The following is a 25,260-nucleotide window of genomic DNA, read 5'->3' as shown; positions in this document are numbered from 1 at the left end:
GTCACTTCCCCGTCGGAGTGCCGTCGGCGCGGAAGGCCGTGGCCGACTCGGTCTCGGTCGTCACGCCGTACGTGGTCGAGACCGGCTGCAGGAACTTGGGCGGGGCCGAGGACTTGAGTCTGCTGTCGTACGAGTACGCCTTCGCGTATCCCGTCAGCAGGCCGTTGCCGTACGAGGTGCGGACCGAGCCGCGGAACTGCTGGGCGATCGATCCGTAGATCGTGAGGATGCCGAGGTTGGACCCGTACTGGCTGTTCTGGACGTTGAACGTGCCGAGGTTGCTGGCGATGGCCGCGTCGATCTCGATGTTCTTGGTCGGCGCCGTGTTCGTCGAGTAGGAGCTGCTGCCCGTGTTGCACACCGTGTTCGACCAGCCGGAGTAGCTGGAGCACGACACGGGGTTGTAGACGGAGACCGCCTTCTGCCCGACGAGCCCGAGCATGTCGTCGGAGGTCCGGCCGTTCTGGTAGACGATGTTCCCGGTCACGTACAGGAAGTTCTCCGCGGCGAGGGTCATCTGTCCGCCGAAGGATCCGGACACGAAGGCATCACCGCTGCGGCACCCGTAGTACCCGGCGTCCCCGCGCGTTCCGGTGAACTCGCCGTTGAGCGGGTACCCCAGGCCGTTGCCGTAGTCCGAAGTCGTCGAGGTCCCCGACTTGACCGTCTGCTGGCAGTAGACCGGCGAACCCGCGTTCACGGTCCCGTTGACCGTGCCTGACGGTGTGGCGCTGGACGCCCAGTAGTTCGGGTCACCGACCGTCGACGGCACGCTCTGCACGTAGACCAGGTTCGCGGGCAGCGTGGGGACGACGGCACCGGTTCCCCGGAGGGCAGCGACCGAGCCGCACAGGGCGTCGTTCCCCGGGCCCGGTGCGATGGCGCTGCCGTTGGCGTTGCCCTTGACCTGTGTGGAGATGGTCCACGGTGAGACCACGCGCATCTTGCCCCCGGCGAGGAACGTGATGGACGTCGGACCGGTGTACAGGCACCCGGGCTTCGCCACCTTCTCGGGGATGTCGGTCCGTGCCTCCTGCTTCATGTTCGCGTTGGTGCTCGGCATGGGGAGCGTCCCGACGTTCTTGATCCTCCCGCTGATGAACTTCGTGGACGAGCGGCAGGCGGAGTCGATGGTCGTCGCCTTGCTCGTGTAGAAGAAGTCGGCGGGCCCCGTGTCCTGCACGCTCGAGTTGAACGTCGCTCCGCAGGCGGTGATGACGTCGTTCGACCGGACCGGCCCGTCGAGGACGTCACCGCTGGCGAACGTGACGGCTTCACAGCTGCTGCTGGAGCTCCAGTCGTCGTCGTTGCGGTGGTTCGAGACGCAGCCGGCGTTCGTCAGGCTCGGGTCCTGGGACTCGTAGTTCGTGAAGTACAGGTAGTTGACGAAGCCGTCGCCGCGGAGGTCCACGACGATGGTCCTCGTCGTGGCACCGGCCTTCCCCGTCACGCGCAGGCGGACCTTGCCGGTCGTCGAGTAGTCGGAGTTGTCGACCTCGTACCGGTAGGACTGGTCGGTGCTCCCGACCACGTTCGCCCACGAGCCGTCCTTCGCGGTGCCGAAGGCCTTGTTCGCCGGATCTGCCGTGTACGTGCTCGTCGACGAGAACGCGGTGCGCACGCCGTACTTGACGTATGCGTTGTCGGCTGCGAGGCGGCCCTGGTAGTCGGAGAGACCCGCGTACGCGGCCGCGATCGCCTTGTTGTAGTTCGTGTCGGTCGTCGCCTTCGTCGCACCGCTCGTCGCGGTGGCGACGACGAGGGACAGCACGATCATGAGCACCGCACCGATCCCGATGACGGCCGCGAGGGCGACCCCGCGTTCGTCGTCTCGGGCACGCAGGCCTCGGAGGATCCGGATGAGCATCATGACTCCGTGGCTGCGCCGTAGTCGAGGTTGCGCAGGTTGATGGTGGCCTGGAACGTGCTGTCGTTGACGGTCACGCCGCCCGTCGACCCCACGGTCAGCGCCACGCGGACGGACCGGATCGTGTCGTAGGTGGCATTCGCCGGCGCGGACACGGGACCGTCGTCCGCGTTGACGTACGAGAAGAGCGTGCCTGCCCGGACCACGTCGGCGAGCCACAGCGTCCGGGTGGCGCCGGTGAACGTGCAGTACCCGCCGGCCGGGCAGTCGCCCCGCTGCAGCTGCATGCGCAGTCGGTTCGACACGACGTCGACCGTCACCTTGGTGAGCCCGGCCCGTGCGCTCGACAGGTCGACGCCCGAGTAGAACTGCACGCTCCGGCCAGTGGCGCTCACGAACGCGGGCGCACTGACCGTCTTGCTCACCTGCCACCGCGAGGCCTCACGCAGGTACCGGCTGAGCTGCGTCATCGACGTGGTGCCCTGTCGGGTGCTGTCGTTGACCGAGGACACCGTGCGCTGCGCCTTCGAGATCGACACGAAGAAGCTCCCGACCAGGGTGAGCAGCAGCGACGTCACGAGCATGGCGACGAGGAGCTCCACGAGCGTGATCCCGCGCTGGTCGCCTCGCAGACGACGGAGGAGCGCGCGCATCAGCTGGCCGGCCTCGGGTCGACGAGGACGACGCCACCGGTGACGGCACCGTTGCTGACCATCGCGGTGTTGGTGGCGGTGAGCGCGAGCGGCGTCGTCGCCGCGCCCGCGGTGCCGCCCGTGAACAGCTTCCAGGTTCCCCACGGCAGGGCGATCGTCATGCTGTCGGACGTCGGCTTCGGGAAGCTCAGGGTCATCCCCTTCGCGCAGCCGGGATCGCCGTTCACGGCTGTGGTGGTCTTCGCGGTGATGAAGAGCGCCTTGTCCGGCTTGGCGAGCGTGATCGCGCCCATGCTGATCGGGATCGGCCCGGTCGCGTCCTTGAACTCCGTCGCCGTCCCCTTCTTGCCTGCCTTGTTGGCGGTCGTCCAGGCGCCTGGTTCCGGGCCCAGGCAGGTCGCTGCGGCGTCGGACGACACGTCAGCGGAGTACAGACCGGCCACCGCCTGGTACCCCGAGGGGAACGGGAACAGGGCCGCGCTCGTCGGGGCGGGGTCCAACACGGTCGTGCCCGACGTCCCGTTGGTGATCGACAAGGGCAGGTTCGTCGGCAGGATCGCGGACGAGGCCGGCGAGGTCACGTACTTGAACGAGTAGGTCGTCACCTTGTCGAAGGTGAAGGCAGCGGCACCGGAGCTCCCGACCGACACCGTCACCGACTGCGACGACGGACTCGGCTGTTGGGTCGAGTCGATGTACCCGGTGCGGGCGACCGACACCTTGTAGGTCCCGGGCGCGACGCCGGCCACGTAGGTGCAGCCCTCCGCGTCCGTCGCCGGGAACGTGACCCCGGCGGGGCCACCGCTCACGGTCGGCACGATCCCGGAGACGCCGATCCCGTTCGCGTTCGTCACGCCGACGAGGATCGAACCCGTGGTGTCCGAGTTGATGTTCGTGAGTGGAGCGATGGCGCTCGACATCTCGACCTGCTGGGTCCCGGACGCTGCAGCGCTGGTCTTCCACCGCACCGTGACCGTCACGGCCTTGTACGACAGGCTGCCGTCGCCCGTGCCGCAGGCGGTGGCCGCGCCGGACGACCGGGTCCACGACACCTTGCGGGTCAGGTCGAAGACCTGGGTACCGACCTTCTTCTGGTCTGTCCCGCTCTTCACGTTGAAGATGCTCGGGGTGTCCCGGAGGTCGTCGATGTCCTCCATCGCGATCGTCGAGGCGACCTCTCGAGCACGGGTGTCCTTCGACAGCACCAGTGAGGCGGCGATCCCGGCGGCGATCCCGGCGGCGATCAGGGCGAATATCGTCATCGCGACCATCACCTCGATGATCGTGAAGCCGTCCTCGTTGTCCCGTGCGGAACGCAGTCGCTCGGCGATGCGCGAGATCATGGCGTCCCTTCTGGATGGAGTGGTCGTTCCGATGCTCGTGAGGGCGCCGGCCTCGACGAGGCGGGCGCCCACACGGTCAGCGGCGAGTGTCAGCAGGCCCCGGCCTTCACGCCGTCCGTCTCGTTGGCGGAGAAGACCTTGGTGGTCGAGCTCGTGCCCTGGACACAGAAGCCGGTCGCGGTCTTCTTGTAGATAAGAGCGGTCGTGCTGGGTCCCTTGGTCGCGCCCGCGGCCTTGTAGGCGTCCGACGTCAGGCTCACATCAGCATCTGCCGGGAACGCCCCGTCGCCGGACGTGACGATACTCACGACAGCGGTCTTCGCGTTCGACACATCAGACTTCACCGACGAGTCCTTCGCGTTGTTCTGCACGCCGATGTACACCGGGATGGCGATCGCGGCGAGGATGCCGATGATGATGACGACGACGAGGAGCTCGATGAGCGTGAAGCCCTTCTCGCCGTCCTTCAGGAGACCCTTGCGGCGAGCGTCGAGCTTGCCCATGAGAGCGAAGTACATGGTTGTTTCCATTCTGCGGGGAATGTCGGGGAAATGATTTCGGGGCTTGCTCGGCCGCCGCAGATCAGCGTATTGGGGACACATCGAGCGGCCAATCCCGAGAACGGGGGCCATGCTGGGCACAAAACACCCCCAGTGCGGGGGAGGGTCGATATCGACAATGCCCCCGCATGGGGGTGGAATGACTAGGAAGCGTTCTGCACGACGTTGGTGATCTGGAAGATCGGCATGTACAGCGCGATGATCATCCCGCCCACCACCACCCCCAGGAACGCGATGAGCAGCGGCTCGATCAGCGAAGTCAGGGCGTCGGTGGTCGCCTCGACTTCGGCGTCGTAGAACACCGCGATCTTCTCGAGCATGATCTCGAGGGAACCGGCGTCTTCACCGACCGCGACCATCTGCGTCACCATTGCCGGGAAAACCGATTGTGCAGCGAGTGGCACCGCGATTGATTCACCTTTCCGCACGGCCTCTGCGACATTGTCGAGCGCGCGCTTCACGACGAAGTTGTTCGACACTTCCCCGACGATCCGCAATGCCTGCAGAATGGGAACGCCGGCGCCGATCATGTTCGAGAAGTTGCGAGCGAACCGAGCAATGACGATCTTCTTCTGCAGCGGGCCGAACACCGGCAGTTTCAGGGTGATCGGATCGATGAACGCTCGGACGCGTTCGGTGTTCTTGTTCGCTCGCCACCAGAGCCACGCCAGCACGACGACGATCGCGAGCGGGATCGCGACGTACCGCATGGCGTGTGACAGCGTCACGAGGATCTGCGTCGGCAGCGGGAGCGTGCCGCCGAGCGACGAGAACATGTCCTGGAAGATCGGGACGATGAAGATGAGCATGATGGCGACCGCCACCAGTGACATCACGAGCACGACCACCGGGTAGGTCATCGCCGACTTGATCGTCGAGCGGAGCTTGTGCTCCTTCTCGAAGTTCGTCGCGATGGAGTCCATGGCCTGGTCGAGGAACCCGCCGGTCTCCCCCGCACGGATCATGTTGATCATGATCGGCGGGAAGTCGACCGGGTACTTCGCGACGGCGTCGGAGAACGAGACGCCGCGCTCGACGTCGTCGCGGACCTTGCCGAGGATGTCCTTGAGCTTCTTGTTCTCGGTCTGGTCGGACAGGATCGTCAGGGTCCGCAGGAGCGAGAGCCCCGAGGTGAGCATCGTCGAGGCCTGTCGCGACATGATCGCGAGGTCCTTGAGGCCGACGCCCTTCTCGAACCCGGGGATCTTGATCTCGGTCTGGAGCCCGGTGCCGGCCTTGGCCTCGGTGATGGCGATCGGTGAGACGCCCATCCCCCGGAGGCGCTGGACGACCGCCCCCTCGGACGCGGCGTCGAGGCGGCCCTTGACGAGCTTCCCGGCGCCGTCACGCCCGCGGTAGTCGAACGCGAGTGACATCAGTAGCCTCCGGAGAACTTGTCGCCGAAGTCGATGCCGCTGGCGGCGATCGCGGCGGCCGAGGAATCGGACGGGGACTCGACGCGCTGGACGAGCCGGTCGAAGCCCTCTTCGTCGTGCACCTTCTCCATCGCGGCCTTGCGCGAGATCGTGCCGACGTTGACCAGTTCGGCGAGGTCCTGGTCCATGGTGTGCATGCCGAGGTCACGGCCGGCCTGCATGGCGGAGGTGATCTGGTAGGTCTTGCCCTCGCGGATGAGGTTGCCGATGGCCGGGGTGATCGTCATGATCTCGGTGGCGACGACGCGGCCGACGCCGTTGGCCTTCGGCACGAGGGTCTGGCAGACGACACCCTGCAGGGTGGCCGCGAGCTGGGTGCGGATCTGCCCCTGCTGGTGCGGCGGGAAGACGTCGATGACGCGGTCGATCGTGCCGGGGGCGCTCTGCGTGTGCAGGGTGGCGAACACCAGGTGGCCGGTCTCGGCGGCGGTCAGCGCGACGGAGATGGTCTCGAGGTCGCGGAGCTCACCGATCAGGATGACGTCGGGGTCCTGCCGCAGCACGTGCTTGAGCGCGGAGGCGAAGGAGTGGGTGTCGGCGCCGACCTCGCGCTGGTTGATGATCGACCGCTTGTGGTCGTGCATGAACTCGATCGGGTCCTCGACCGTGACGATGTGGTCGGCACGGCTCTCGTTGACCAGGTCGATGAGCGCGGCGAGGGTGGTCGACTTGCCCGAACCGGTCGGACCGGTGACGAGGACCAGTCCACGGGGCAGGCCGGCGAAGTCGCCGACGTGCGCGGGGATGCCGAGCTGCTTGAGCGTCTTGATCCTGGTGGGGATGATGCGGAACGCGGCGCCCCAGTTGCCGCGCTGCTGGTAGTAGTTCACGCGGAAGCGGTACTCCGGCGACAGCGAGTACGCGAAATCGAGCTCCTGGTCGTGGTCGAACTGCCCGGCCTGTTCGACCGACAGCAGCGTCTTGAGTGCCGCGATGACCTTGCCACGCGACCACGCGCCTCCGGGCACGGCCGGCCGGAGCGAGCCGTCGACGCGGACGGTGGGCGGGGCGTCTGCCGTGACGTGCAGGTCGGAGGCCCCCTGGTAGACGACCTGTGCGAGTGCGGTGATGAGGTCGGGGTCGGCGACCTCGCGTGCGTGCCGGGCGAAGTCGATGTCACCGGCCGAGGCCGCGGCGGGGGCCGGAGCAGGTGCCGGCGGTGCGGCGTGGTGCGCGCCGCTGGAGGCGATGGCCGGCAGCTGCTGGGTCGCCGGCTCGGCGTACCCGTAGGTGGCGGTCGAGGACGGCACCGCGGCGGGCGGCGTCGCCGGAGCGGTCGCGGACTGCGCCACGGGCGCAGCCACCGGACCACCCACGGACCCGGCAACCGGGCTGGCCACGGCCGTGCCGGTGGGCGCGGGCCACACCGCCGAGTCGTCCGTCAGGTCGTAGACCTGCTCGGGCGGGGCGGCCTTGGCTGCGGCCAGACGCGCGGCACGGCGGGAGCCTAACTCGGCGCCGGGGGTGCCGGGGTGCCATCCGGCGACGGGCTCGTCGCCGGGCATGGTGATGTCGTACACGGAGTCGGTCATCTGCTCGTCCTGTTCCCCGGTCACGCGACGACGCGCAGGATCTCGTCGACGCTCGTCATGCCGAGCTTGACCTTCTCGAAGCCGTCCTGGCGGAGCGTGAGCATGCCCTGCTGCTGGGCGACGCGGCTGATCTCGGCGCTCGAGGCACGACCGACGGCGAGCCGCTCGATCTCCTCGGTCACGGTCATGACCTCGTGCAGGGCGATGCGGCCGCGGTACCCGGTGTTCGAGCAGACGGCGCAGCCGACCGGGGCGAAGAACGCGGGCATCTCGTCGCCGGGGGCCAGGAACCCGAGCGCCCGGAGCTGCTCGATCTCGTACACGGCGGGCGCCTTGCACCGGTCGCACAGCCGGCGGGCGAGGCGCTGGGCGACGACGGAGTCGAGGGCGGACCCGACCAGGAACGGCTCGATGTCCATCTCGGTCAGGCGGGTCACGGCCGACGGGGCGTCGTTGGTGTGCAGTGTCGAAAGCACGAGGTGCCCGGTCAGCGACGCCTCGATCGCGATCTGGGCGGTCTCGTGGTCGCGGATCTCACCGAGCAGCACGACGTCGGGGTCGGACCGGAGGATCGAGCGGAGCGCGGAGGCGAACGTCAGGCCGGCCTTCGGGTTGACCTGCACCTGGTTGATGCCGGCCATCCGGTACTCGACCGGGTCCTCCACCGTGATGACGTTGATCTCGGGCTTCGCCACGGCGTTGAGGGTCGTGTACAGCGTCGTCGACTTGCCCGAACCGGTGGGACCGGTGACCAGGATCATGCCGTAGGGCTTCGAGTACGACCGCTGGTACGCCTGGAAGTTCTGCTCGAGGAGGTTGAGGTCCTTGAGGGTCAGCGAGGTGTTCGTGTTGTCGAGGATCCGCATGACGACCTTCTCGCCCCACACGGTGGGCAGCGTCGCGACGCGGAGGTCGATCTGCCGGCCGCCGTGTCGCACGGACATACGGCCGTCCTGCGGCTTGCGACGCTCGGCGATGTCGATGTCGCTCATGATCTTCAGGCGGCTGATCACGCCGTTCTGGATGTTCTTCGGCGCCGGCGCCATCTCGTGCAGCACGCCGTCGATGCGGTACCGGATCCGGACCTCGTGCTCACCGGGCTCGATGTGGATGTCGGACGCCTGGTCCTGGATGGCCTGCGACACGAGCAGGTTCACGAACCGGACGATCGGGACGTCGTCGAGGGCGCCGTCGGCGATGTCGACCTGCGCCTTCGAGGTCGTCGACGCTTCTTCTTCGAGCGACGACGTCAGGTCGTTGAGCTCGTCGTCGGCGCGCAGGTACCGGTCGAGCGCAGCGACGAGGTCACGCTCCTCGACCTGCAGCGGCTTGATCGCGCGACCGGATGCCGTCCGGGCGTCGTCGATGGCGAGCACGTTCGTGGGGTTCACCATCGCGAGGATGAGCAGGTCGCCCTCGAACCCGACGCCGAGCACGCCGTGACGACGGCACAGGGCCGCCGGCAGGATCGACACCGCGGTGCCGTCGACGGGGTAGTCGCTCAGCGGGACGGTGCGTGAGTTGTTCGACGCGGCCCGGGCGGTGATGAACTGGGCCTCGCTCACGACGCCCTGGTCGACCAGGCCGCGGATGGCGCGCTCGTCGAGGTCCTCGTCACCCGTCATCGCATCGAGGTGCTCGATGGGCAGGGCGCCGTTCAGGATGAGGATCTCGGACAGGGTCGCCATGAGTCCCGTGCCTCCTTGGACTCGCGCACGGCGAGACGTCGTCGGGTGATGCGCCACCAGGGATGTGGCGCCCGACCACGCTACTTCTGGGGCCCTCGCCGACCGCAGTCCCAGAAAGAGGGGGCGGAGGGGGTCCGGCTGCACCCAGAACTGGGGTCCACGACCGGTTCGGCCCCGGTCCGGGGGACGTCCGGGCCGGAACGCGGTGCTCGTCCGAGGGTGCATGTCCGACAGCCTCCCGGACCCCGCACGGCTGCCGGTGTCCTGGCGAGCTGTCAGTGGAGAACGTCGGCGCGACACGGGGTGTGGAGGAACGAGGCCGCCGTCCGACGCGGGCCGGACAGCGCGGCACCGCGGAATCCCTCTCGACGTGCGCCCCCACCCGGGCACATGATGAGACATGGACATCACGAGCGTGACCGTGGGGTTGCCCGTCAGCGACATCGAGGCGTCCTGCCTCTGGTACGGCGCGGTCTTCGAGCGCACCGAGCCGGACCTCGAGCCCGAGGACGGCGTCGCCGAGTACGAGGTCGGCGGCATCTGGATCCAGCTCTACGTCGACGAACAGGCCGAGGAGAACCCGGTCAGCGTCCGCTTCGGCGTCGACGACGTCGCCGCGCAGCACGCACGCATCGGCGCGCTCGGCATCGACATCGGCCCCGTCGAGTGCGTCGACGGGGCGGTCGACTGGTTCGACGTCCGCGACCCCGACGGCAACGTGCTGAGCCTGTTCTCGCTGGTCGACGAGACCGGACGCGGTTCCGGCCGCGACAACGGCGCGGGCCGCGCGCTCTAGCCGCGACCCCACGGCGGACGGGAGGCCCGTGGCGGCCCCGCACCGCGCCTCCAGGCCGTCACGTGGTGACGACACGACGAAGGCCCCGCCTCCTTGCGGAGACGGGGCCTTCGTGGGATCACATCAGGCTCAGTTGTACGTGCCCGGCGTGAAGTCGTCCGACGAGAAGCTGTCGAAGTCGACGAAGCTCAGGTCGGCGTCCGAGAACGACGAGTCGTCAGCGAAGATGCGGTTGGGGTACCGCTCCGCCTTCGCCTCTTCGGTCGCGTTCACGTCCACGTCACGGTACCGGCTGAGGCCCGTCCCGGCGGGGATGAGCTTACCGATGATGACGTTCTCCTTGAGGCCGACGAGGTGGTCCTGCTTGCCCTCCATGGCCGCCTGCGTGAGCACGCGGGTGGTCTCCTGGAAGGAAGCGGCGGACAGCCACGACTCGGTCGCGAGGGACGCCTTCGTGATGCCCATGACCTCCTGGCGAGCCGAGGCGGTCTTGCGACCCTCCTGCAGCGCCGCACGGTTCAGCGCGTTGTAGCGCGACCGGTCGACGAGCTCACCCGGCAGCAGGTCGGTGTCGCCGTGGTCGACGACGGTGACCTTGCGGAGCATCTGGCGGACGATGACCTCGATGTGCTTGTCGTGGATCGGCACACCCTGCGAGCCGTAGACGTCCTGCACACCGTTGACCAGGTGCTTCTGGACCTCTCGGACACCCTTGACCCGGAGGACTTCCTTCGGGTCGACGGTGCCGGCGATGAACTGCTCGCCGAGCTCGACGTGCTGGTTGTCCTCGATGAGGAGCGTCGCACGCTTGAGCACCGGGTAGATGAACGGCTCGTCGCCGTTGTCCGGCGTCAGGATGATCCGACGACCCTTGTCCGTGTCCTCGACCACGACGCGGCCGGGGGCCTCGGCGATCGGGGACGCGCCCTTGGGGGTACGCGCCTCGAAGAGCTCCGTGACACGCGGCAGACCCTGGGTGATGTCGTCGGCCGAGGCCGAACCACCCGTGTGGAAGGTACGCATCGTCAGCTGGGTACCGGGCTCACCGATGGACTGCGCGGCGATGATGCCGACTGCCTCACCGATGTCGACCAGGTTGCCGGTGGCGAGCGAACGGCCGTAGCACTTCGCGCAGACACCGACGGCCGACTCGCAGGTCAGGACCGAGCGCACCTTGATGCTCTCGACACCGGCTGCCAGCAGCTTCTCGAGGAGCACGTCACCGACGTCCTCGCGAGCCTCTGCCACGACCGTGCCCTGTGCGTCCACGGCCTCGGTGGCCAGGGTGCGGGAGTACACGGTGTTCTCGACGCGCGGGTCGCGGACGAGCTTGCCGTCGGCGTCCACGGTCGCGATCGGCAGCTCGAGGCCACGCGTCGTGCCGCAGTCGTCCTCGCGGATGATGACGTCCTGCGAGACGTCCACGAGACGACGGGTGAGGTACCCGGAGTCCGCGGTACGGAGCGCGGTGTCGGCAAGACCCTTACGAGCACCGTGGGTGGCGATGAAGTACTCCGCCACGGTCAGGCCCTCGCGGTACGAGTTGATGATCGGGCGGGCGATGATCTCGCCCTTCGGGTTGTTCACCAGACCACGCATACCGGCGATGTTGCGGACCTGGAGCCAGTTACCACGAGCACCGGACGACACCATGCGGTTGATGGTGTTGTCGACCGGGAAGTTGTCGCGCATCTCCTGCGCGATCTCGTTCGTGGCCTCGGTCCAGATCTTGATCAGGTCGGCGCGACGCTCGGAGTCGGTGATCAGACCCTTGTCGAACTCGCCCTGCACCTTGGCGGCCTGGATCTCGTAGCCCGCGATGATCTCCTTCTTGCGAGGAGGCGTCACGACGTCCGACAGGGCGACGGTCACACCGGAGCGGGTGCCCCAGTAGAAGCCGGCGTCCTTGATCCGGTCCAGCGCAGCGGCCGTCTCGGTCTTGGAGTAGCGCTCGGCGAGGTCGTTGACGATCGCGGACAGCACACCCTTGTCGGTGACCTTCTGGACGAACGGGTAGTTCGCCGGCAGGGTCTCGTTGAAGAGCGCACGGCCCAGGGTCGTCTCGAGCAGCACGGTGTCGCCCTGCTCGTAGCCCTCGGGAGCTTCACCCTCGGCGAAGTGGACACCCGTCATGCGGATCTTCGCCATCGCGTTGAGGTGCAGCGTGTGCTGGTCGTTGGCCAGGATCGCCTCGGCGACCGAGGAGAACGCACGGCCCTCACCGACGGCGCCCTCGCGGACGGTCGTCAAGTGGTGCAGACCGATGATCATGTCCTGTGCGGGCAGGGTCACCGGGCGGCCGTCGGACGGCTTCAGGATGTTGTTCGAGGCGAGCATCAGGATGCGGGCCTCGGCCTGGGCCTCGACCGACAGCGGCAGGTGCACGGCCATCTGGTCACCGTCGAAGTCCGCGTTGAACGCAGCACACACGAGCGGGTGGAGCTGGATGGCCTTGCCCTCGACGAGCTGCGGCTCGAACGCCTGGATGCCCAGACGGTGCAGCGTCGGCGCACGGTTCAGCAGCACGGGGCGCTCGCGGATGATCTCCTCGAGCACGTCCCACACCTGCGGACGCGAACGCTCGACCATGCGCTTGGCCGACTTGATGTTCTGCGCGTGCGACAGGTCGATGAGGCGCTTGATCACGAACGGCTTGAAGAGCTCGAGCGCCATCTGCTTGGGCAGACCGCACTGGTGCAGCTTCAGCTGCGGGCCGACGATGATGACCGAACGGCCCGAGTAGTCGACGCGCTTGCCGAGCAGGTTCTGGCGGAAACGACCCTGCTTGCCCTTGAGCATGTCGCTCAGGGACTTCAGGGCACGGTTGCCGGTACCCGTGACCGGACGTCCACGACGACCGTTGTCGAACAGCGCGTCAACGGCTTCCTGCAGCATGCGCTTCTCGTTGTTCACGATGATCTCGGGGGCACCGAGGTCGAGCAGGCGGCGGAGACGGTTGTTGCGGTTGATCACACGACGGTAGAGGTCGTTGAGGTCCGACGTGGCGAAACGGCCACCGTCGAGCTGCACCATCGGGCGCAGCTCCGGCGGGATGACCGGCACGACGCCGAGCACCATCGCGGCCGGCGAGTTGCCGGTGGCGAGGAAGGAGCTGACGACGCGCAGACGCTTGATCGCGCGGATCTTCTTCTGGCCCTTGCCCTCGGCGATCTGCAGACGCAGTGCCTCGGCCTCGGCGGCCAGGTCGAACGCCTCGAGCCGGAGCTTGATCGCCTCGGCGCCCATGTAGGCGTCGAAGTAGATCCCGAACCGGTCCTGGAGCTCGTGGAAGACGGCGTCCTCGGGCTTGAGGTCGCCCACCTTGAGGTTGCGGAAGTCCTCCCACACACGCTCGAGACGGGTGATGTCCTCGTCGAACGACTTGCGGACCTGGGACATCTCCTTCTCGGCGGTGTCCTTGGTGCGGCGCTTGACGTCGGCCTTCGCACCCTCTTCCTCAAGGGCTGCGAGGTCGTCCTCGAGCTTCTTGAGGCGGTCGGCGATGATCGAGTCGCGCTGGCCCTCGAGGGTCTTGATCTCGAGACGCATCTCGTTCTCGAGACCCGGCATGTCCGCGTGACGGCCCTCTTCATCGATGTCGATGATCATGTACGCCGCGAAGTAGATGACCTTCTCGAGGTCCTTCGGCGCCATGTCGAGGAGGTACCCGAGGCGCGACGGGACGCCCTTGAAGTACCAGATGTGCGTGACGGGGGCAGCGAGCTCGATGTGGCCCATGCGCTCACGACGGACCGAGGACTTGGTGACCTCGACGCCGCAGCGCTCGCAGACGATGCCCTTGAACCGGACACGCTTGTACTTGCCACAGGCGCACTCCCAGTCGCGGGAAGGACCGAAGATCTGCTCGCCGAACAGACCGTCCTTCTCGGGCTTCAGGGTGCGGTAGTTGATGGTCTCCGGCTTCTTGACCTCGCCGTACGACCACTGACGGATGTCCTCGGCGGTCGCGAGGCCGATCCGAATGGCGTCAAAGGAAGTTGCTTCGAGCAATGTTCTTCTCTCTTGCTGATTCAGGCTTCGATGTACGGGCGGGATCAGATGTCGTCGACGGAGGACGACTCGAACCGCGAGGAGATGTTGATGCCCAGCTCCTCCGCAGCGCGGAAGACCTCGTCATCGTTGTCGCGCAGGCTGACCGCCTGGCCGTCGGCCGAGAGGACCTCGACGTTCAGGCAGAGCGACTGCATCTCCTTCATGAGGACCTTGAAGGACTCGGGGATGCCGGGTTCCTGGATGTTCTCGCCCTTGACGATCGCCTCGTAGACCTTCACGCGGCCGAGGATGTCGTCGGACTTGATCGTCAGGAGCTCCTGGAGGGCGTAGGCGGCACCGTACGCTTCGAGCGCCCACACCTCCATCTCACCGAATCGCTGTCCACCGAACTGCGCCTTACCACCCAGCGGCTGCTGCGTGATCATCGAGTACGGACCGGTCGAACGCGCGTGGATCTTGTCGTCGACCAGGTGGTGCAGCTTGAGGATGTACATGTAGCCGACCGAGACGGGCTCCGGGAACGGCTCGCCGGAGCGGCCGTCGAAGAGCTGCGCCTTGCCGGACGAGCCGATCAGGCGCTCGCCGTCGCGGTTCGGGAGGGTCGAGTCGAGGAGGCCCTCGATCTCGCGCTCGTACGCACCGTCGAACACCGGGGTGGCGACCTTGGTGCCGGGCTCGGCGCTGTGCGCTGCCTCCGGCAGGTTCTCGGCCCATTCCTGGATGCCCTCGACGTTCCAGCCCTGCTTGGCGAGCCACCCGAGGTGGATCTCGAGCACCTGGCCGAAGTTCATGCGGCCGGGGACGCCGAGCGGGTTGAGGACGATGTCGACGGGGGTGCCGTCGGCGAGGAACGGCATGTCCTCGACCGGGAGGATGGTCGAGATGACGCCCTTGTTGCCGTGACGACCGGCGAGCTTGTCACCCGCGGTGATCTTGCGCTTCTGGGCGATGTAGACGACCACGCGCTGGTTGACACCAGAGCCGAGTTCGTCGTCACCGTCCTGCGAGTCGAACACCTTGACGCCGATGATCGTGCCCTCTTCACCGTGGGGCACCTTGAGCGAGGTGTCGCGGACTTCGCGCGACTTCTCGTTGAAGATGGCACGGAGCAGACGCTCCTCGGCGCTCAGCTCGGTCTCGCCCTTCGGCGTGACCTTGCCGACGAGGATGTCGCCGGGGCGGACCTCGGCACCGATGCGGATGATGCCGCGCTCGTCGAGGTCGGCCAGCAGGTCCGGGCTGACGTTGGGGAGGTCACGGGTGATCTCCTCCTTGCCGAGCTTGGTGTCGCGGGCGTCGACCTCGTACTCCTCGATGTGGATCGAGGAGAGCGTGTCGTCCTTGATGAGGTTCTGCGACAGGATCATCGCGTCCTCGTAGTTGTAGCCCTCCCACGGCATGAACGCGACGAGGAGGTTCTTGCCGAGCGCGAGCTCGCCGTTCTCCGTCGCGGGACCGTCGGCGATGACCTCGCCCTGCTCCACGCGCTCGCCTGCGGAGACGATGACGCGGTGGTTGTAGCTCGTGCCCTGGTTGGAGCGGTCGAACTTGCGCAGGTAGTAGGTCTGCGTGCCGCCCTCGTCGAGCTGCAGGGTGACGGCGTCGGCCGAGACCTCGGAGACGACACCGGCCTTGTCGGCGGTGACGACGTCGCCGGCGTCGATGGCCGTGTAGCCCTCCATGCCGGTGCCGACGAGCGGCGACTCGGAGCGGAGCAGCGGGACGGCCTGACGCTGCATGTTCGCACCCATGAGGGCGCGGTTCGCGTCGTCGTGCTCGAGGAACGGGATGAGCGACGTCGCGACCGACACCATCTGGCGCGGGGAGACGTCCATGTAGTCGACCTCGTCCTTGGCGACGAGTTCGACCTCGCCACCCTTCTTGCGGACGAGCACCTTGTCGTCGGCGAAGTGGAAGTCGTTCGTCAGCGGGGCGTTGGCCTGCGCGACGACGAACTCGTCCTCTTCCGAAGCGGTGAGGTAGTCGATGGTCTTCGTGACCTCGCCGTTGACGACGCGACGGTACGGGGTCTCGATGAAGCCGAAGGAGTTGATCCGACCGAAGGACGCGAGCGAACCGATCAGGCCGATGTTCGGGCCTTCCGGGGTCTCGATCGGGCACATGCGGCCGTAGTGCGACGGGTGGACGTCACGGACCTCGACGCCGGCACGCTCACGGGACAGACCACCCGGGCCGAGGGCCGAGAGACGACGCTTGTGCGTCAGGCCCGCGAGCGGGTTGTTCTGGTCCATGAACTGCGACAGCTGGGACGTTCCGAAGAACTCCTTGATCGCGGCGACGACCGGACGCACGTTGATGAGCGTCTGGGGCGTGATCGCCTCGATGTCCTGCGTGGTCATGCGCTCGCGGACGACGCGCTCCATGCGGGACAGACCCGTGCGGACCTGGTTCTGGATGAGCTCGCCGACGGCGCGGATGCGACGGTTGCCGAAGTGGTCGATGTCGTCCACGTCGAGGCGCAGCTGCACCGGCTCGCCGTCACGGACGCCGTCGATCGTGGTGCGCTCAGCGTGCAGCGACACCAGGTACTTGATCGTCGCGACGATGTCCTTGACGGTGAGCACCGAGTCGGACAGCGGGGCGTCCATGCCGAGCTTGCGGTTGACCTTGTAGCGGCCGACCTTCGCCAGGTCGTAGCGCTTCGGGTTGAAGTAGAAGTTGTCGAGGAGCGCACGCGCGGCCTCGGCAGCGACCTGCTCGCCCGGACGGAGCTTGCGGTAGATGTCCTTGAGCGCCTCTTCCTTCGTGAGGACGGCGTCCTTCTCGAGGGTCGACTCGATCGACGCGAAGCCCTGGAACTCGTCCATGATCTCTTCGCTCGTCAGGCCGAGGGCCTTGAGGAAGACGGTCACGGACTGCTTGCGCTTGCGGTCGATGCGCACGCCCACCTGGTCGCGCTTGTCGATCTCGAACTCGAGCCAGGCACCACGCGACGGGATGATCCGCGCCGAGTAGATGTCCTTGTCGGAGGTCTTCTCCTGCTGGCGCTCGAAGTACACGCCGGGCGAACGGACGAGCTGCGACACGACGACGCGCTCGGTGCCGTTGATGATGAACGTGCCGCGTTCGGTCATGAGCGGGAAGTCGCCCATGAAGACCGTCTGCGTCTTGATCTCACCCGTCATGTGGTTCATGAACTCGGCGTTGACGTACAGCGGAGCGGCGTAGGTCTTGCCGCGCTCCTTGCAGTCGTCGATCGAGTACTTCGGGTCTTCGAGCTCCGGCGCGGTGAACGAGAGCTGCATGGTCTCGCCGAGGTCCTCGATCGGGGAGATCTCCTCGAAGATCTCCTCGAGCCCCGAGTGCAGCGCGAGGTCGGTACGACCCTGCTCCTGCCCTTCGGCGAGGCGGGCCTTCCAGACGTCGTTGCCGACGAGCCAGTCGAAGCTCTCCGTCTGGAGTGCGAGCAGATCAGGAACCGTGAGGGTGTCCGTGATCTTGGCGAACGAGAGTCGCGAGTGGTTGCGACCGTTCTTGGGGTTGGTGGATGCGTTGGGCGCAGCAGCCAAGGGTGTGACCTCCGGTAGGCCCCGTCGGGCCGACACTGACGAGCAGTGTGTAGGTGAGTGGATTGATCGCTCGGCGAACCCTGAGATGCAAGCCCTGCGACCACGCCGACGCGTGCCTTGACGCGGAACGTCGGTGCACGTGTGGGATGATCTCCGTGAGCGGTACCCGCCGCCATATACGGGTCCGGCTGCACCAGGGCGAGATGAGTTTCTGTCTCAGAACTCTGCGTCGACCGCAATATGACGACACGGATGCCAGGGAGCGCGAACTGTCATCATAGTTCGCTCCGTGGCGCGCTGTCCAGTCCCGGCTTGACCGGATTCGGCAGTGGCGTGTATAAGCCGCCACACGCCGCTTCCATTCCCGCGCTCAGCCGGGTCCGTGCTCAGCCGGCACCCTGATCAGCCCAGGCGCTCGCGCTCGACGTGATCCGCGCCTCCCGGCCCGCCCGGCAGTCCGGCCAGCGCACGGAACGCGTCCTCCGGGCGTCGCGTACGGACGAACGTGACCCGACCCCGGTCGTCCGTGAGCTCGATCCCGAGGCCCGGCGTGAGGATGAGCGCACGCTCGCCGCGACGGATCCGCAGGCCGACACCGCCGTAGGTGCCAGCGTCCGCCTCGACCAGGCGGACGTCGGTGATCCGCCGGCGCGGGATGCGCCGCGGCGGGAGCGGACGGAAGTGCAGGGTCACGTGCCGCTCGGTGACGGTGAACCCGGCCCGGGCGAGCAGGAGCAGCGACCCGAGGGCGACGGCGAGCAGGGCCGGCACCAGCAGGGCGACCTCCGGCGCGTCCCCGGGCCAGCCGAGCACGGCGGCGGACAGGCCGGCACCGCCGAGGAGCAGCGCCGTGCCGACGACCCGCATCCAGGTCGGTGCCGTCTCGCGGTCGGCGTGGAACGGCAGGGCGGCGCGGGACGGCCGGGAGGCCCGGATCACCCGGGTGGGTCGGGTTCCGGACCGGCGCGTGTCCGGGGTGGCGAGGCGTGCGGTGGGCACGCTCATGGTGTCGGCGGTCATGACGGAGGTCTCCTGCGGCGGATCAGCAGTGGTGCACTCGTCATCGGGTGCGGTGCGTTCGACGGCCAGCGCGCGCGGGTGGCCGGAGGGGTGGCGCGCAGCAGCACGCCGTCGGCGCGCACGCTCGAGCGGTGGGGGCGCTCACGGGCACGTCGTGGTCACGGTGTCCGGGCGGACGCGTGGAGTGTGGGGCACACACGCATCGACGCTCTGGCGTCGTGACGACAGGCGTCAACGGTACGCAACGAGTCTTGGTGTCCGCTGGTGGTCCATGTGTACGCATTCACGTGGCCGTGGTGGCCGCAGTGGCCCGGGGACGACGGGGTGCTGCGGACGGTCAGCGCAGGACGCGGGCGACGGCCTCGGCGCGGGTCCGGACCCCGAGCTTCGCGAACACCTGGTTCACGTACGACTTCACGGTGGGCACCGTCAGGAACAGCTCGGCGGCGATCTGCGGGTTCGTCCGGCCGTCCGCGATCCGCTCGAGGACGTCCACTTCGCGCGGGGTGAGCTCCGGGAACCGCGCACCGAGCGACGGACCGGGATCGGTATGGGGTGACGCAGGCGCAGGCGCCGCGGAACCAGCAGCGACACCGGCACCTGCACCGGCACCACCGGCGAGGCGCGCCACCAGCCGCGCCCCCACGGTCGCGTCGAAGGTCGACTGCCCGGCGGCCACCGCCCGCACCGCGGTCGCGATCTCCGCCCGTCCGGCGTCCTTCGTCAGGTAGCCGCGAGCTCCCGCCCGCAGCGCGGTGACGATGGAGTCGTCGTCGGCGTAGGTCGTCAGCACCAGGACCGCGACCCCGGGGTGCTCGGCGACGATCCGCGCGGTGGCGGTCGGCCCGTCGACCCCCGGCATCCGCAGGTCCATCAGGACGACGTCGGGCACGTGCCGGTCGACGGCGGCGATCGCCTCGGCACCGTCCGCCGCCTGCCCGACGACCTCCAGGTCGGGCACGAGCGACAGCACCGTCACCAGGCCGTCGCGGACGATGGCCTGGTCGTCGACCACGAGCACCCGGATGGTCACGAGCGGTCGTCCTCGGCGACCGGAGCCCGGACGTCGACGGGCAGGTGCATGGCGACGACGAACTCGTCGTCGGAACGCTCGGCCTCCACCGTGGCCTCGCTGCCGAGTTCCGCGAACCGCTCGCGCATCCCGAGCACCCCCTGCCCGCCGCTCGGCAGCGGGTTGGCCACGACGACGTCCACGGCGTCGCCGTCCCGGATCACGGACAGGGACACGGGGCGGCCGGGAGCGTGCCTGCGGGTGTTGCTGAGGGCCTCCCGGACGACCTGGACCACGGCGGCACGGTGGGCGTCGTCGAGGACCGCGAGGGTCGTGTCACCCTGCACGACGACCTCGCCGCCGAACGAACGGTGCGCGTCGAGCAGGGCCGTCAGGCCCGACCCGTGGTCGGCGGACGGACTGGAGGCACGGGTCGGCTCCGGCTGGCCGGGCTGCGGTTCGTCGCGGAGCGCGTGCACCGCACGCCGTGCCTCGGCCAGGCCGTCCGCGGCCAGCGCGCGGGCCTCGCCGGCTCGGCGGGTGGCCTCGTCGACGCGGCCGGCCTCGAGCAGGGCCTCGACCGCGTCGAGCTGCAGGACCAGGCCGCCGAGCGAGTGGGCGAGGACGTCGTGGATGTCCCGGGACGCCCGGGACCGGTCGGCGAGGAGCCGTGCGCGCTGCTGCTGCCGCTCGGTCTCGCGAGCCTGCGCCGTCGTGATCCGGACCTGCCGACGACTGAAGCCGACGAGCACGCCGAGCAGCAGCCCGCCGCTCACGCCGAGGACGAACTGCACCGACGTCTGCTCGAGCGTCGCGGTGACGGCGACCACCACGACGGCGGCGAGCGCGGCGACCGCGGCCGTCCAGACCGGCAGACGCAGGTCTGCGCCGAGGATGACGAGCCCGACGATCACCGGGACCACCAGCAGCGAGTCGGTCGGCACCACGGTGAGCGATCCGGCGGCGATCATCACGCCGGCTGCGGCGACGAGGAGCCGGGGCGTGCGTGCCGCTTCGCGGACGGCCCAGGCGGCGAGCGCCACGGCCCCGACCGCCCAGACCCACGCGGGGTGGTGGAGCAGGAGGCCGTTCCGCACGAACCAGAAGGCGACCACGGCGATCCCGACGGCGTTCAGCCCCCAGGAGAGCACCGAGGCGGACCGGACCCCGGCGGGGTCGGTCCGGTCCGGGTCGGTCGGCAGGCTCACCGCACCATCATGCCGCGGCGGGCGGCCGCCGACCGGTCGCCGCCGCGGGGGATGCGCCGGTCGACGACCACGGCACGGGCGGCACGGTTCAGGGCGAGCACGAGCAGGATCGTGCCGGTCGAGGTGAGCAGGTGCGCACCGAGGTGGCCGCCGAGGACGTCGAGCCCGATGCGGGCGGCGATCAGGACGATCCAGAGCGCGGCGCCGAGCCACCCGGTGCGGGACTGCAGCGTGCGGCCCTTGGCGTCCGGCGTCGTGACCGTGCGGAACCGGGTCATTGCCCCCATCGCGAGGCCGACGCCGACGGTGAGCAGGGCCTCGAGGCCGAGGAACACGACGTCGGTGGTGGTGACGGTCGCCGTGGTCTGTGCGAGGACGACCACGCCGACGATCGCCATCACGAGCGGTCCGCGCCAGATGCGCGCCGGGTCGAGGGACCGCCAGGTCGCCTGCCGGTACGCCAGGAAACCGACGAGGGCGAGGCCGATGAGCACGTTCGCGAGGAGCTGGACCGACATGGTGTGCCTTTCGAGGTGGTCCGGCGGAGTGTTCCGACCGGTGACATCAGCCTCGTTCCGGGCGCTCCGCGGGCACACCAACCAGGGGTGGGGACGCGGGTGGTGATCGCGGTGGTGTTCCATTGACGGCATGGCTGATGCGTTCGACGGGTTCCGGATCGGTGCGGGGTACTCGGTGGTGGAGCCGGACCGGCACCGACCGGGGTCCTTCACCCTGGTGGTGGACGGCACCCCGCAGTCGCACGTGGACCTCGAGGACCCGACCCACCTGGCGTTCGAGTACATCCGGCGGATCGGGCACGCGATCGACCTGCTGCCGGACGGCCCGATCACGGCACTGCACCTGGGCGCCGGCGCCCTCACCCTGCCCCGCTACGTCGCGGTGACCCGTCCGGGTTCGCGGCAGCAGGTGATCGAGCTCGAGCGCGACCTGGTCGAGCACGTGCGCGAGGCCCTGCCGTTCCCCCGCGGCGCCTCGATCCGGGTGCGGTACGGCGACGCCCGGGAGGTCCTCGGCAAGCTGCCCGCCGGACTCCGCGGCACCGTGGACCTGGCGGTGGTGGACGTCTTCGGCGGTTCGCAGATCCCCGCCCACGTGACGAGCGTCGAGTTCTACCGTGAGGTCGCCGCGTTCCTGTCGCCGACGGGCATCGTCGCGGTGAACGTGGCCGACGGCGCCGGGTTGGCCTTCGCCCGCGGGCAGGCGTCGACGCTGCAGTCCGTGCTGCCGTCGGTCGCCGCGGTCGCGGACACCGGCATGCTCAAGGGCCGGCGGTTCGGGAACATCGTGCTGCTCGGGTCGCCGACCGACCTGCCGGTGGCGGACATGCCGAGGCGGTACTCGTCCGACCCGATGCCAGCGAAGGTCGTGCACGGTGCGGAGCTCAAGGCGTTCATCGCCGGGGCGCCGATCGTCACCGACCAGACGGCGGTCGCGTCGCCGGAGCCGAACCGGAACGTGTTCGGGGCCTGATGCCCGCGCGGCACCGCCGGGGACGGACTTCGGGCACTCGGCGGGTCCGGCTGTCAGGATGGGCTGAACGACCGCGCAGGTGCGCGACCGAGCGATGGGAACCCTGATGACGAACGACGACCGGAACGACCAGGACCGGACGGGCGACGGCCAGGCGCCGCGCTGGGGCGACGCCCCGCAGCAGCAGCCCGACGCCGAGGCCCCGCGGTACGGCGAGCGGGTGGACCCGGCACCGACCTCGACCCCGCAGTACGGCGAGCAGTACGGGCAGGGCCAGCAGCAGCAGTACGGGCAGCAGTCCGGGCAGGGTCAGCAGTACGGCCAGCCGAACGGCGAGCAGCAGTACGGCCAGCCGTCGAGCACGCCGAGCTGGAACGACCAGCAGCGCCACGACCAGCAGCCGTACGCCGCCGCGCCCGCGCACGCCGGTGCCCCGGCCTGGCAGAGCCACGACGAGCCGAAGCCCAAGAAGAAGACCCTCGGTGTCGTGGCGTTCTTCCTCGGACTCGCCGCGCTCGTCATCGGCGTCATCGGCGGGTACGTGATGGGGTCGGCGCTGGCCAACAGCGACGCGATCAACAACCTCGTGCCGAGCAGCGGTGCGACCCCGGACCAGCAGGAGCTGCAGCGTCAGCTCATGAACGACCCGGCCGTCATCTCGCAGATCGGTGTCGGTGCGGTGATCGCCGGCGTCGCCGCGATCCTCGGGCTCTGGGCGCTCGTGCAGGGCATCATCGCCGCCGTGACCAAGCGTGGTCGCGGCTGGGGCATCTTCGCGATCATCCTGGCCGTCGTGGCCACGATCGCGACGCTGGTCACCTACGTCGGCGTGGCTGCTGCCGCCGCGGTGGCCGCCAACTCCTGATCGGCCACTCCGAACGGCCCGTCGTGCTCCGGCACGGCGGGCCGTTCGCCGTCCCCGGGGGCACGCGGGGACGGCCGCACCCGCGCAACCTGAGCGCGTCGCACCGACCGCTCCCGGGAGACCGCGGCTACCCTCGAACCGATGTCCCTCCCGCCCGACGACCGCCAGCAGCCCGATCTGTCCGACCGTTCCCGTGAACCGCGCCACGCGGCTCCCGTGACGGCCGGAGTCAGCCCGGGCAGCACCTTCGCGCCCATCAGCCTGCGACCCGCGGTCGACGTCGACGCCGTGCACCAGCGGCTCCGTGACCTCGGCCAGAGCCGCAGCACCGACGCCCTCGCCGAACGGGCCGAACTCCTCCGCCTGCTCGGTCGTCTGGACGAGTCGCTCGTCATCGCGGAAGAGGTGTTCCGCCTCGCCATGTTCACCGGGGAGCGCCAGGACAAGGTCGCCGCGCGGATCCGTCGTGCGCACGTCCTGCACGACCTCGGGCGGCACGACCGCGCCGCCACCGAGGCCGCCATGGCCCGCGACACCGCCGCCACCGAGGAGTGGCCCGAACTCGAGGGCGCCGCAGCCGAGATCGAGGGCTGGTCGCTGTTCGAGAACGACCGCTTCGACGAGGCCCGCGCCGCACTCTCCCGGGCGTACCAGGCCTTCCGACAGGCCGGCGCGCCGTCCGAGCGCACCGACGCGTTGCGCACCGCGGTCGAAGCCGCCATGCGGGCCTCGATCACGAACCCGGCGGAACCGTCCGACAAGCCACGGACCGCCCGCGAGGTCGCCGCCCGCCGTGCCGAGGACGAGGAACCCACCACCCGCGTCGCCGAGCCGGTGAAGCAGGTCCCGCCGATCCGCCGCCGCGTGCTCGGTGCGCCCGACGCCGCACGGACCGAGGCCGACGACATCTGGGGCCGGATCGCGGCCCGGGCAGCGAAGAAGGGCCAGGCCGACCCGCGCGCCGAGCAGTGACCGCGCTCGAGACCGTCCGGCTCCGTGCCGAAGCGCTCATCGCCGAACACCTCGGTGCCGGCACGTGGGCGTTCGGCTTCGACCACGCCAAGACCCGCGCCGGGCAGTGCGACTTCGCACGGAAGCAGATCACGGTGAGCCGGCACCTGGTCACCCGGTTCTCCGACGACGACGTCGAGCAGGTCCTGCTGCACGAGGTCGCGCACGCACTCGCCGGCGCCCGGGCGGCACACGGACCGAAGTGGAAGCGCACGGCTGCGGCGATCGGGTACACCGGCTCCCGGCTGCACGACGGGCCGATCGCCAGCGAGCTCGCCCCCTGGATCGGCACCTGCCCCGCGGGGCACGAGCACTTCCGGTACCGCACGCCCACCCGTCCCCTGGCTTGCGCCCGCTGTTCCCGGCGCTTCGATGCCCGGAACGTCATCACCTGGCGGCGCCGGACCGCTGACGACGACGCGGCCACGATGGCGTCGACTACCGCATGAGGGTCCCGACGCACGGAGGCGCGCCGGTAACCCGTTAGCCTGGGCGGATGCACACGGGGCAGCACATCCGCACGGACGCCGGTTCCTCCTGGTTCTTCGACGCCGGACGGATCGCGCTCGACTTCGCGCACACGGGTGGCTTCGCCGACGACCCCGCCGGACGCCGTCCGCGATCGCAGCTCGGCGAGCTGCTCGCGAGCCCGGCCGACCTGGACGAGTGGCTCAGCGAGCACACCGAGCCGATCGACGTCGGTGCCAGCGCCCGTGAGCTGCAGGACGCCCGGGCCCTGCGTGCCGCGATCGCCCGGCTCGCCGTGGCCGCGGCCCCCGCGCCGGCGAGCACCGCCGCGGAACGCACCGCCGTGGCGGCTGGCCTGCGTGCCGGGGCCGGCCGCACGCGCCCCGCGCCCGACGACATCGACACCGTCAACCTGTTCGCTGCCCTGCCGGACGTGCCCCCGAGCCTCCCGGGTGGCCGACGCCGCGCCGGAGCCAACCGGGTCCGCCTGGCGCAGGCCCTGTCGAGCGTCGCGCGCGACGCCGTCGCGCTCTTCACCGAGGTCGGCTTCGACGACGTCGAGGCCGACGGCCGGCCGACGCGGCTGAGCCGGTGCTCGGCCGAGGACTGCGGCCTGGTGTTCTACGACTCGTCGCGCGGTGGGACCCGACGCTGGTGCTCGATGCAGCGGTGCGGCAACCGGGCGAAGGTCCGGGCGCACCGCGCCCGCCGCGCCGCGGAGTGACGACGAGCTGACACCTTCCTCTCGTCGTCCGGGAGGGGTGAG

General features: G+C 69.2%; 19 protein-coding genes. 6 read left to right on the top strand and 13 right to left on the bottom strand.

Going from position 1 to position 25,260, the window contains the following annotated elements; genetic code table 11:
- Window position 1 precedes the first annotated feature (1 nt).
- The 7 genes from QRN49_RS08185 to QRN49_RS08155 form a co-directional block, all read right to left on the bottom strand.
- Window positions 2-1,870: a hypothetical protein gene (locus QRN49_RS08185; RefSeq protein ID WP_194653249.1), complete on the bottom strand. Its 1,869-nt coding sequence runs from the start codon at window positions 1,868-1,870 to the stop codon at window positions 2-4.
- On the bottom strand, window positions 1,867-2,520 hold the full coding sequence (locus QRN49_RS08180) for a PilW family protein (RefSeq protein ID WP_259570534.1): 654 nt from the start codon (window positions 2,518-2,520) through the stop codon (window positions 1,867-1,869). Before QRN49_RS08180 ends, QRN49_RS08185 begins: the two co-directional genes overlap by 4 nt.
- Window positions 2,520-3,863: a prepilin-type N-terminal cleavage/methylation domain-containing protein gene (locus QRN49_RS08175; protein WP_284755107.1), complete on the bottom strand. Its 1,344-nt coding sequence runs from the start codon at window positions 3,861-3,863 to the stop codon at window positions 2,520-2,522. Before QRN49_RS08175 ends, QRN49_RS08180 begins: the two co-directional genes overlap by 1 nt.
- A gap of 89 nt (window positions 3,864-3,952) precedes the next feature.
- A complete protein-coding gene (locus tag QRN49_RS08170; protein ID WP_276514721.1) occupies window positions 3,953-4,381 on the bottom strand; it encodes a type II secretion system protein in 429 nt (142 codons plus the stop codon).
- A gap of 185 nt (window positions 4,382-4,566) precedes the next feature.
- Entirely contained in the window at window positions 4,567-5,799 is a 1,233-nt protein-coding gene (locus QRN49_RS08165) for a type II secretion system F family protein (protein ID WP_111023277.1), read from the bottom strand.
- Window positions 5,799-7,391 (bottom strand): type IV pilus twitching motility protein PilT, encoded by a 1,593-nt coding sequence (locus QRN49_RS08160; RefSeq protein ID WP_284755106.1) that lies wholly within the window; start codon window positions 7,389-7,391, stop codon window positions 5,799-5,801. The genes QRN49_RS08165 and QRN49_RS08160 overlap by 1 nt, the downstream gene beginning before the upstream one ends.
- Before the next feature lie 20 nt (window positions 7,392-7,411).
- The gene (locus QRN49_RS08155; protein ID WP_284755105.1) at window positions 7,412-9,079 is read right to left on the bottom strand and encodes a GspE/PulE family protein; all 1,668 of its coding nucleotides are present in this window, start codon (window positions 9,077-9,079) and stop codon (window positions 7,412-7,414) included.
- A gap of 400 nt (window positions 9,080-9,479) precedes the next feature.
- On the opposite strand from QRN49_RS08155, the gene QRN49_RS08150 reads away from it, so the two are divergent.
- Window positions 9,480-9,875 (top strand): VOC family protein, encoded by a 396-nt coding sequence (locus QRN49_RS08150; protein ID WP_071245506.1) that lies wholly within the window; start codon window positions 9,480-9,482, stop codon window positions 9,873-9,875.
- 129 nt (window positions 9,876-10,004) lie between these two features.
- Here the strand turns inward: QRN49_RS08150 and rpoC are convergent, their stop codons facing one another.
- The 6 genes from rpoC to QRN49_RS08120 all read right to left on the bottom strand — a co-directional run bounded on the left by rpoC (window position 10,005) and on the right by QRN49_RS08120 (window position 21,177).
- Entirely contained in the window at window positions 10,005-13,886 is a 3,882-nt protein-coding gene (rpoC, locus tag QRN49_RS08145) for a DNA-directed RNA polymerase subunit beta' (RefSeq protein ID WP_110863230.1), read from the bottom strand.
- Window positions 13,887-13,930: 44 nt separating this feature from the next.
- Window positions 13,931-17,419: a DNA-directed RNA polymerase subunit beta gene (gene rpoB / locus QRN49_RS08140; protein WP_111023275.1), complete on the bottom strand. Its 3,489-nt coding sequence runs from the start codon at window positions 17,417-17,419 to the stop codon at window positions 13,931-13,933.
- Window positions 17,420-17,821: 402 nt separating this feature from the next.
- Complete coding sequence (locus tag QRN49_RS08135; RefSeq protein ID WP_284755104.1) at window positions 17,822-18,439, bottom strand: hypothetical protein; 618 nt, start codon at window positions 18,437-18,439, stop codon at window positions 17,822-17,824.
- A gap of 337 nt (window positions 18,440-18,776) precedes the next feature.
- The gene (locus tag QRN49_RS08130; protein ID WP_262131312.1) at window positions 18,777-19,472 is read right to left on the bottom strand and encodes a response regulator transcription factor; all 696 of its coding nucleotides are present in this window, start codon (window positions 19,470-19,472) and stop codon (window positions 18,777-18,779) included.
- Complete coding sequence (locus tag QRN49_RS08125) at window positions 19,469-20,659, bottom strand: sensor histidine kinase (protein WP_284755103.1); 1,191 nt, start codon at window positions 20,657-20,659, stop codon at window positions 19,469-19,471. Before QRN49_RS08125 ends, QRN49_RS08130 begins: the two co-directional genes overlap by 4 nt.
- Entirely contained in the window at window positions 20,656-21,177 is a 522-nt protein-coding gene (locus QRN49_RS08120) for a hypothetical protein (RefSeq protein WP_284755102.1), read from the bottom strand. The genes QRN49_RS08125 and QRN49_RS08120 overlap by 4 nt, the downstream gene beginning before the upstream one ends.
- Window positions 21,178-21,307: 130 nt before the next feature.
- Between QRN49_RS08120 and QRN49_RS08115 the strand changes: the two genes are divergently transcribed.
- From QRN49_RS08115 to QRN49_RS08095, 5 genes are all read left to right on the top strand, one after another.
- On the top strand, window positions 21,308-22,150 hold the full coding sequence (locus QRN49_RS08115) for a spermidine synthase (RefSeq protein ID WP_209080904.1): 843 nt from the start codon (window positions 21,308-21,310) through the stop codon (window positions 22,148-22,150).
- A 106-nt stretch (window positions 22,151-22,256) separates the two neighbouring features.
- Complete coding sequence (locus QRN49_RS08110; protein WP_284755101.1) at window positions 22,257-23,015, top strand: YhjD/YihY/BrkB family envelope integrity protein; 759 nt, start codon at window positions 22,257-22,259, stop codon at window positions 23,013-23,015.
- A gap of 141 nt (window positions 23,016-23,156) precedes the next feature.
- Window positions 23,157-23,987, top strand: coding sequence for a hypothetical protein (locus tag QRN49_RS08105; protein WP_071406181.1), 831 nt, complete (start codon window positions 23,157-23,159; stop codon window positions 23,985-23,987).
- Window positions 23,984-24,475 carry a SprT-like domain-containing protein gene (locus QRN49_RS08100; protein WP_284755099.1) on the top strand — a complete coding sequence of 164 codons (492 nt, stop codon included), beginning with the start codon at window positions 23,984-23,986 and terminating at the stop codon, window positions 24,473-24,475. Before QRN49_RS08105 ends, QRN49_RS08100 begins: the two co-directional genes overlap by 4 nt.
- 47 nt (window positions 24,476-24,522) lie before the next feature.
- Window positions 24,523-25,218: a CGNR zinc finger domain-containing protein gene (locus tag QRN49_RS08095; RefSeq protein WP_110859474.1), complete on the top strand. Its 696-nt coding sequence runs from the start codon at window positions 24,523-24,525 to the stop codon at window positions 25,216-25,218.
- The last annotated feature ends 42 nt before the right edge of the window (window positions 25,219-25,260 follow it).

It is taken from the genome of Curtobacterium sp. ME-Dv--P-122a, assembly GCF_030209645.1.
GTDB lineage: Bacteria > Actinomycetota > Actinomycetes > Actinomycetales > Microbacteriaceae > Curtobacterium > Curtobacterium flaccumfaciens.
This window is presented reverse-complemented; position numbering and strand designations above follow the sequence as displayed.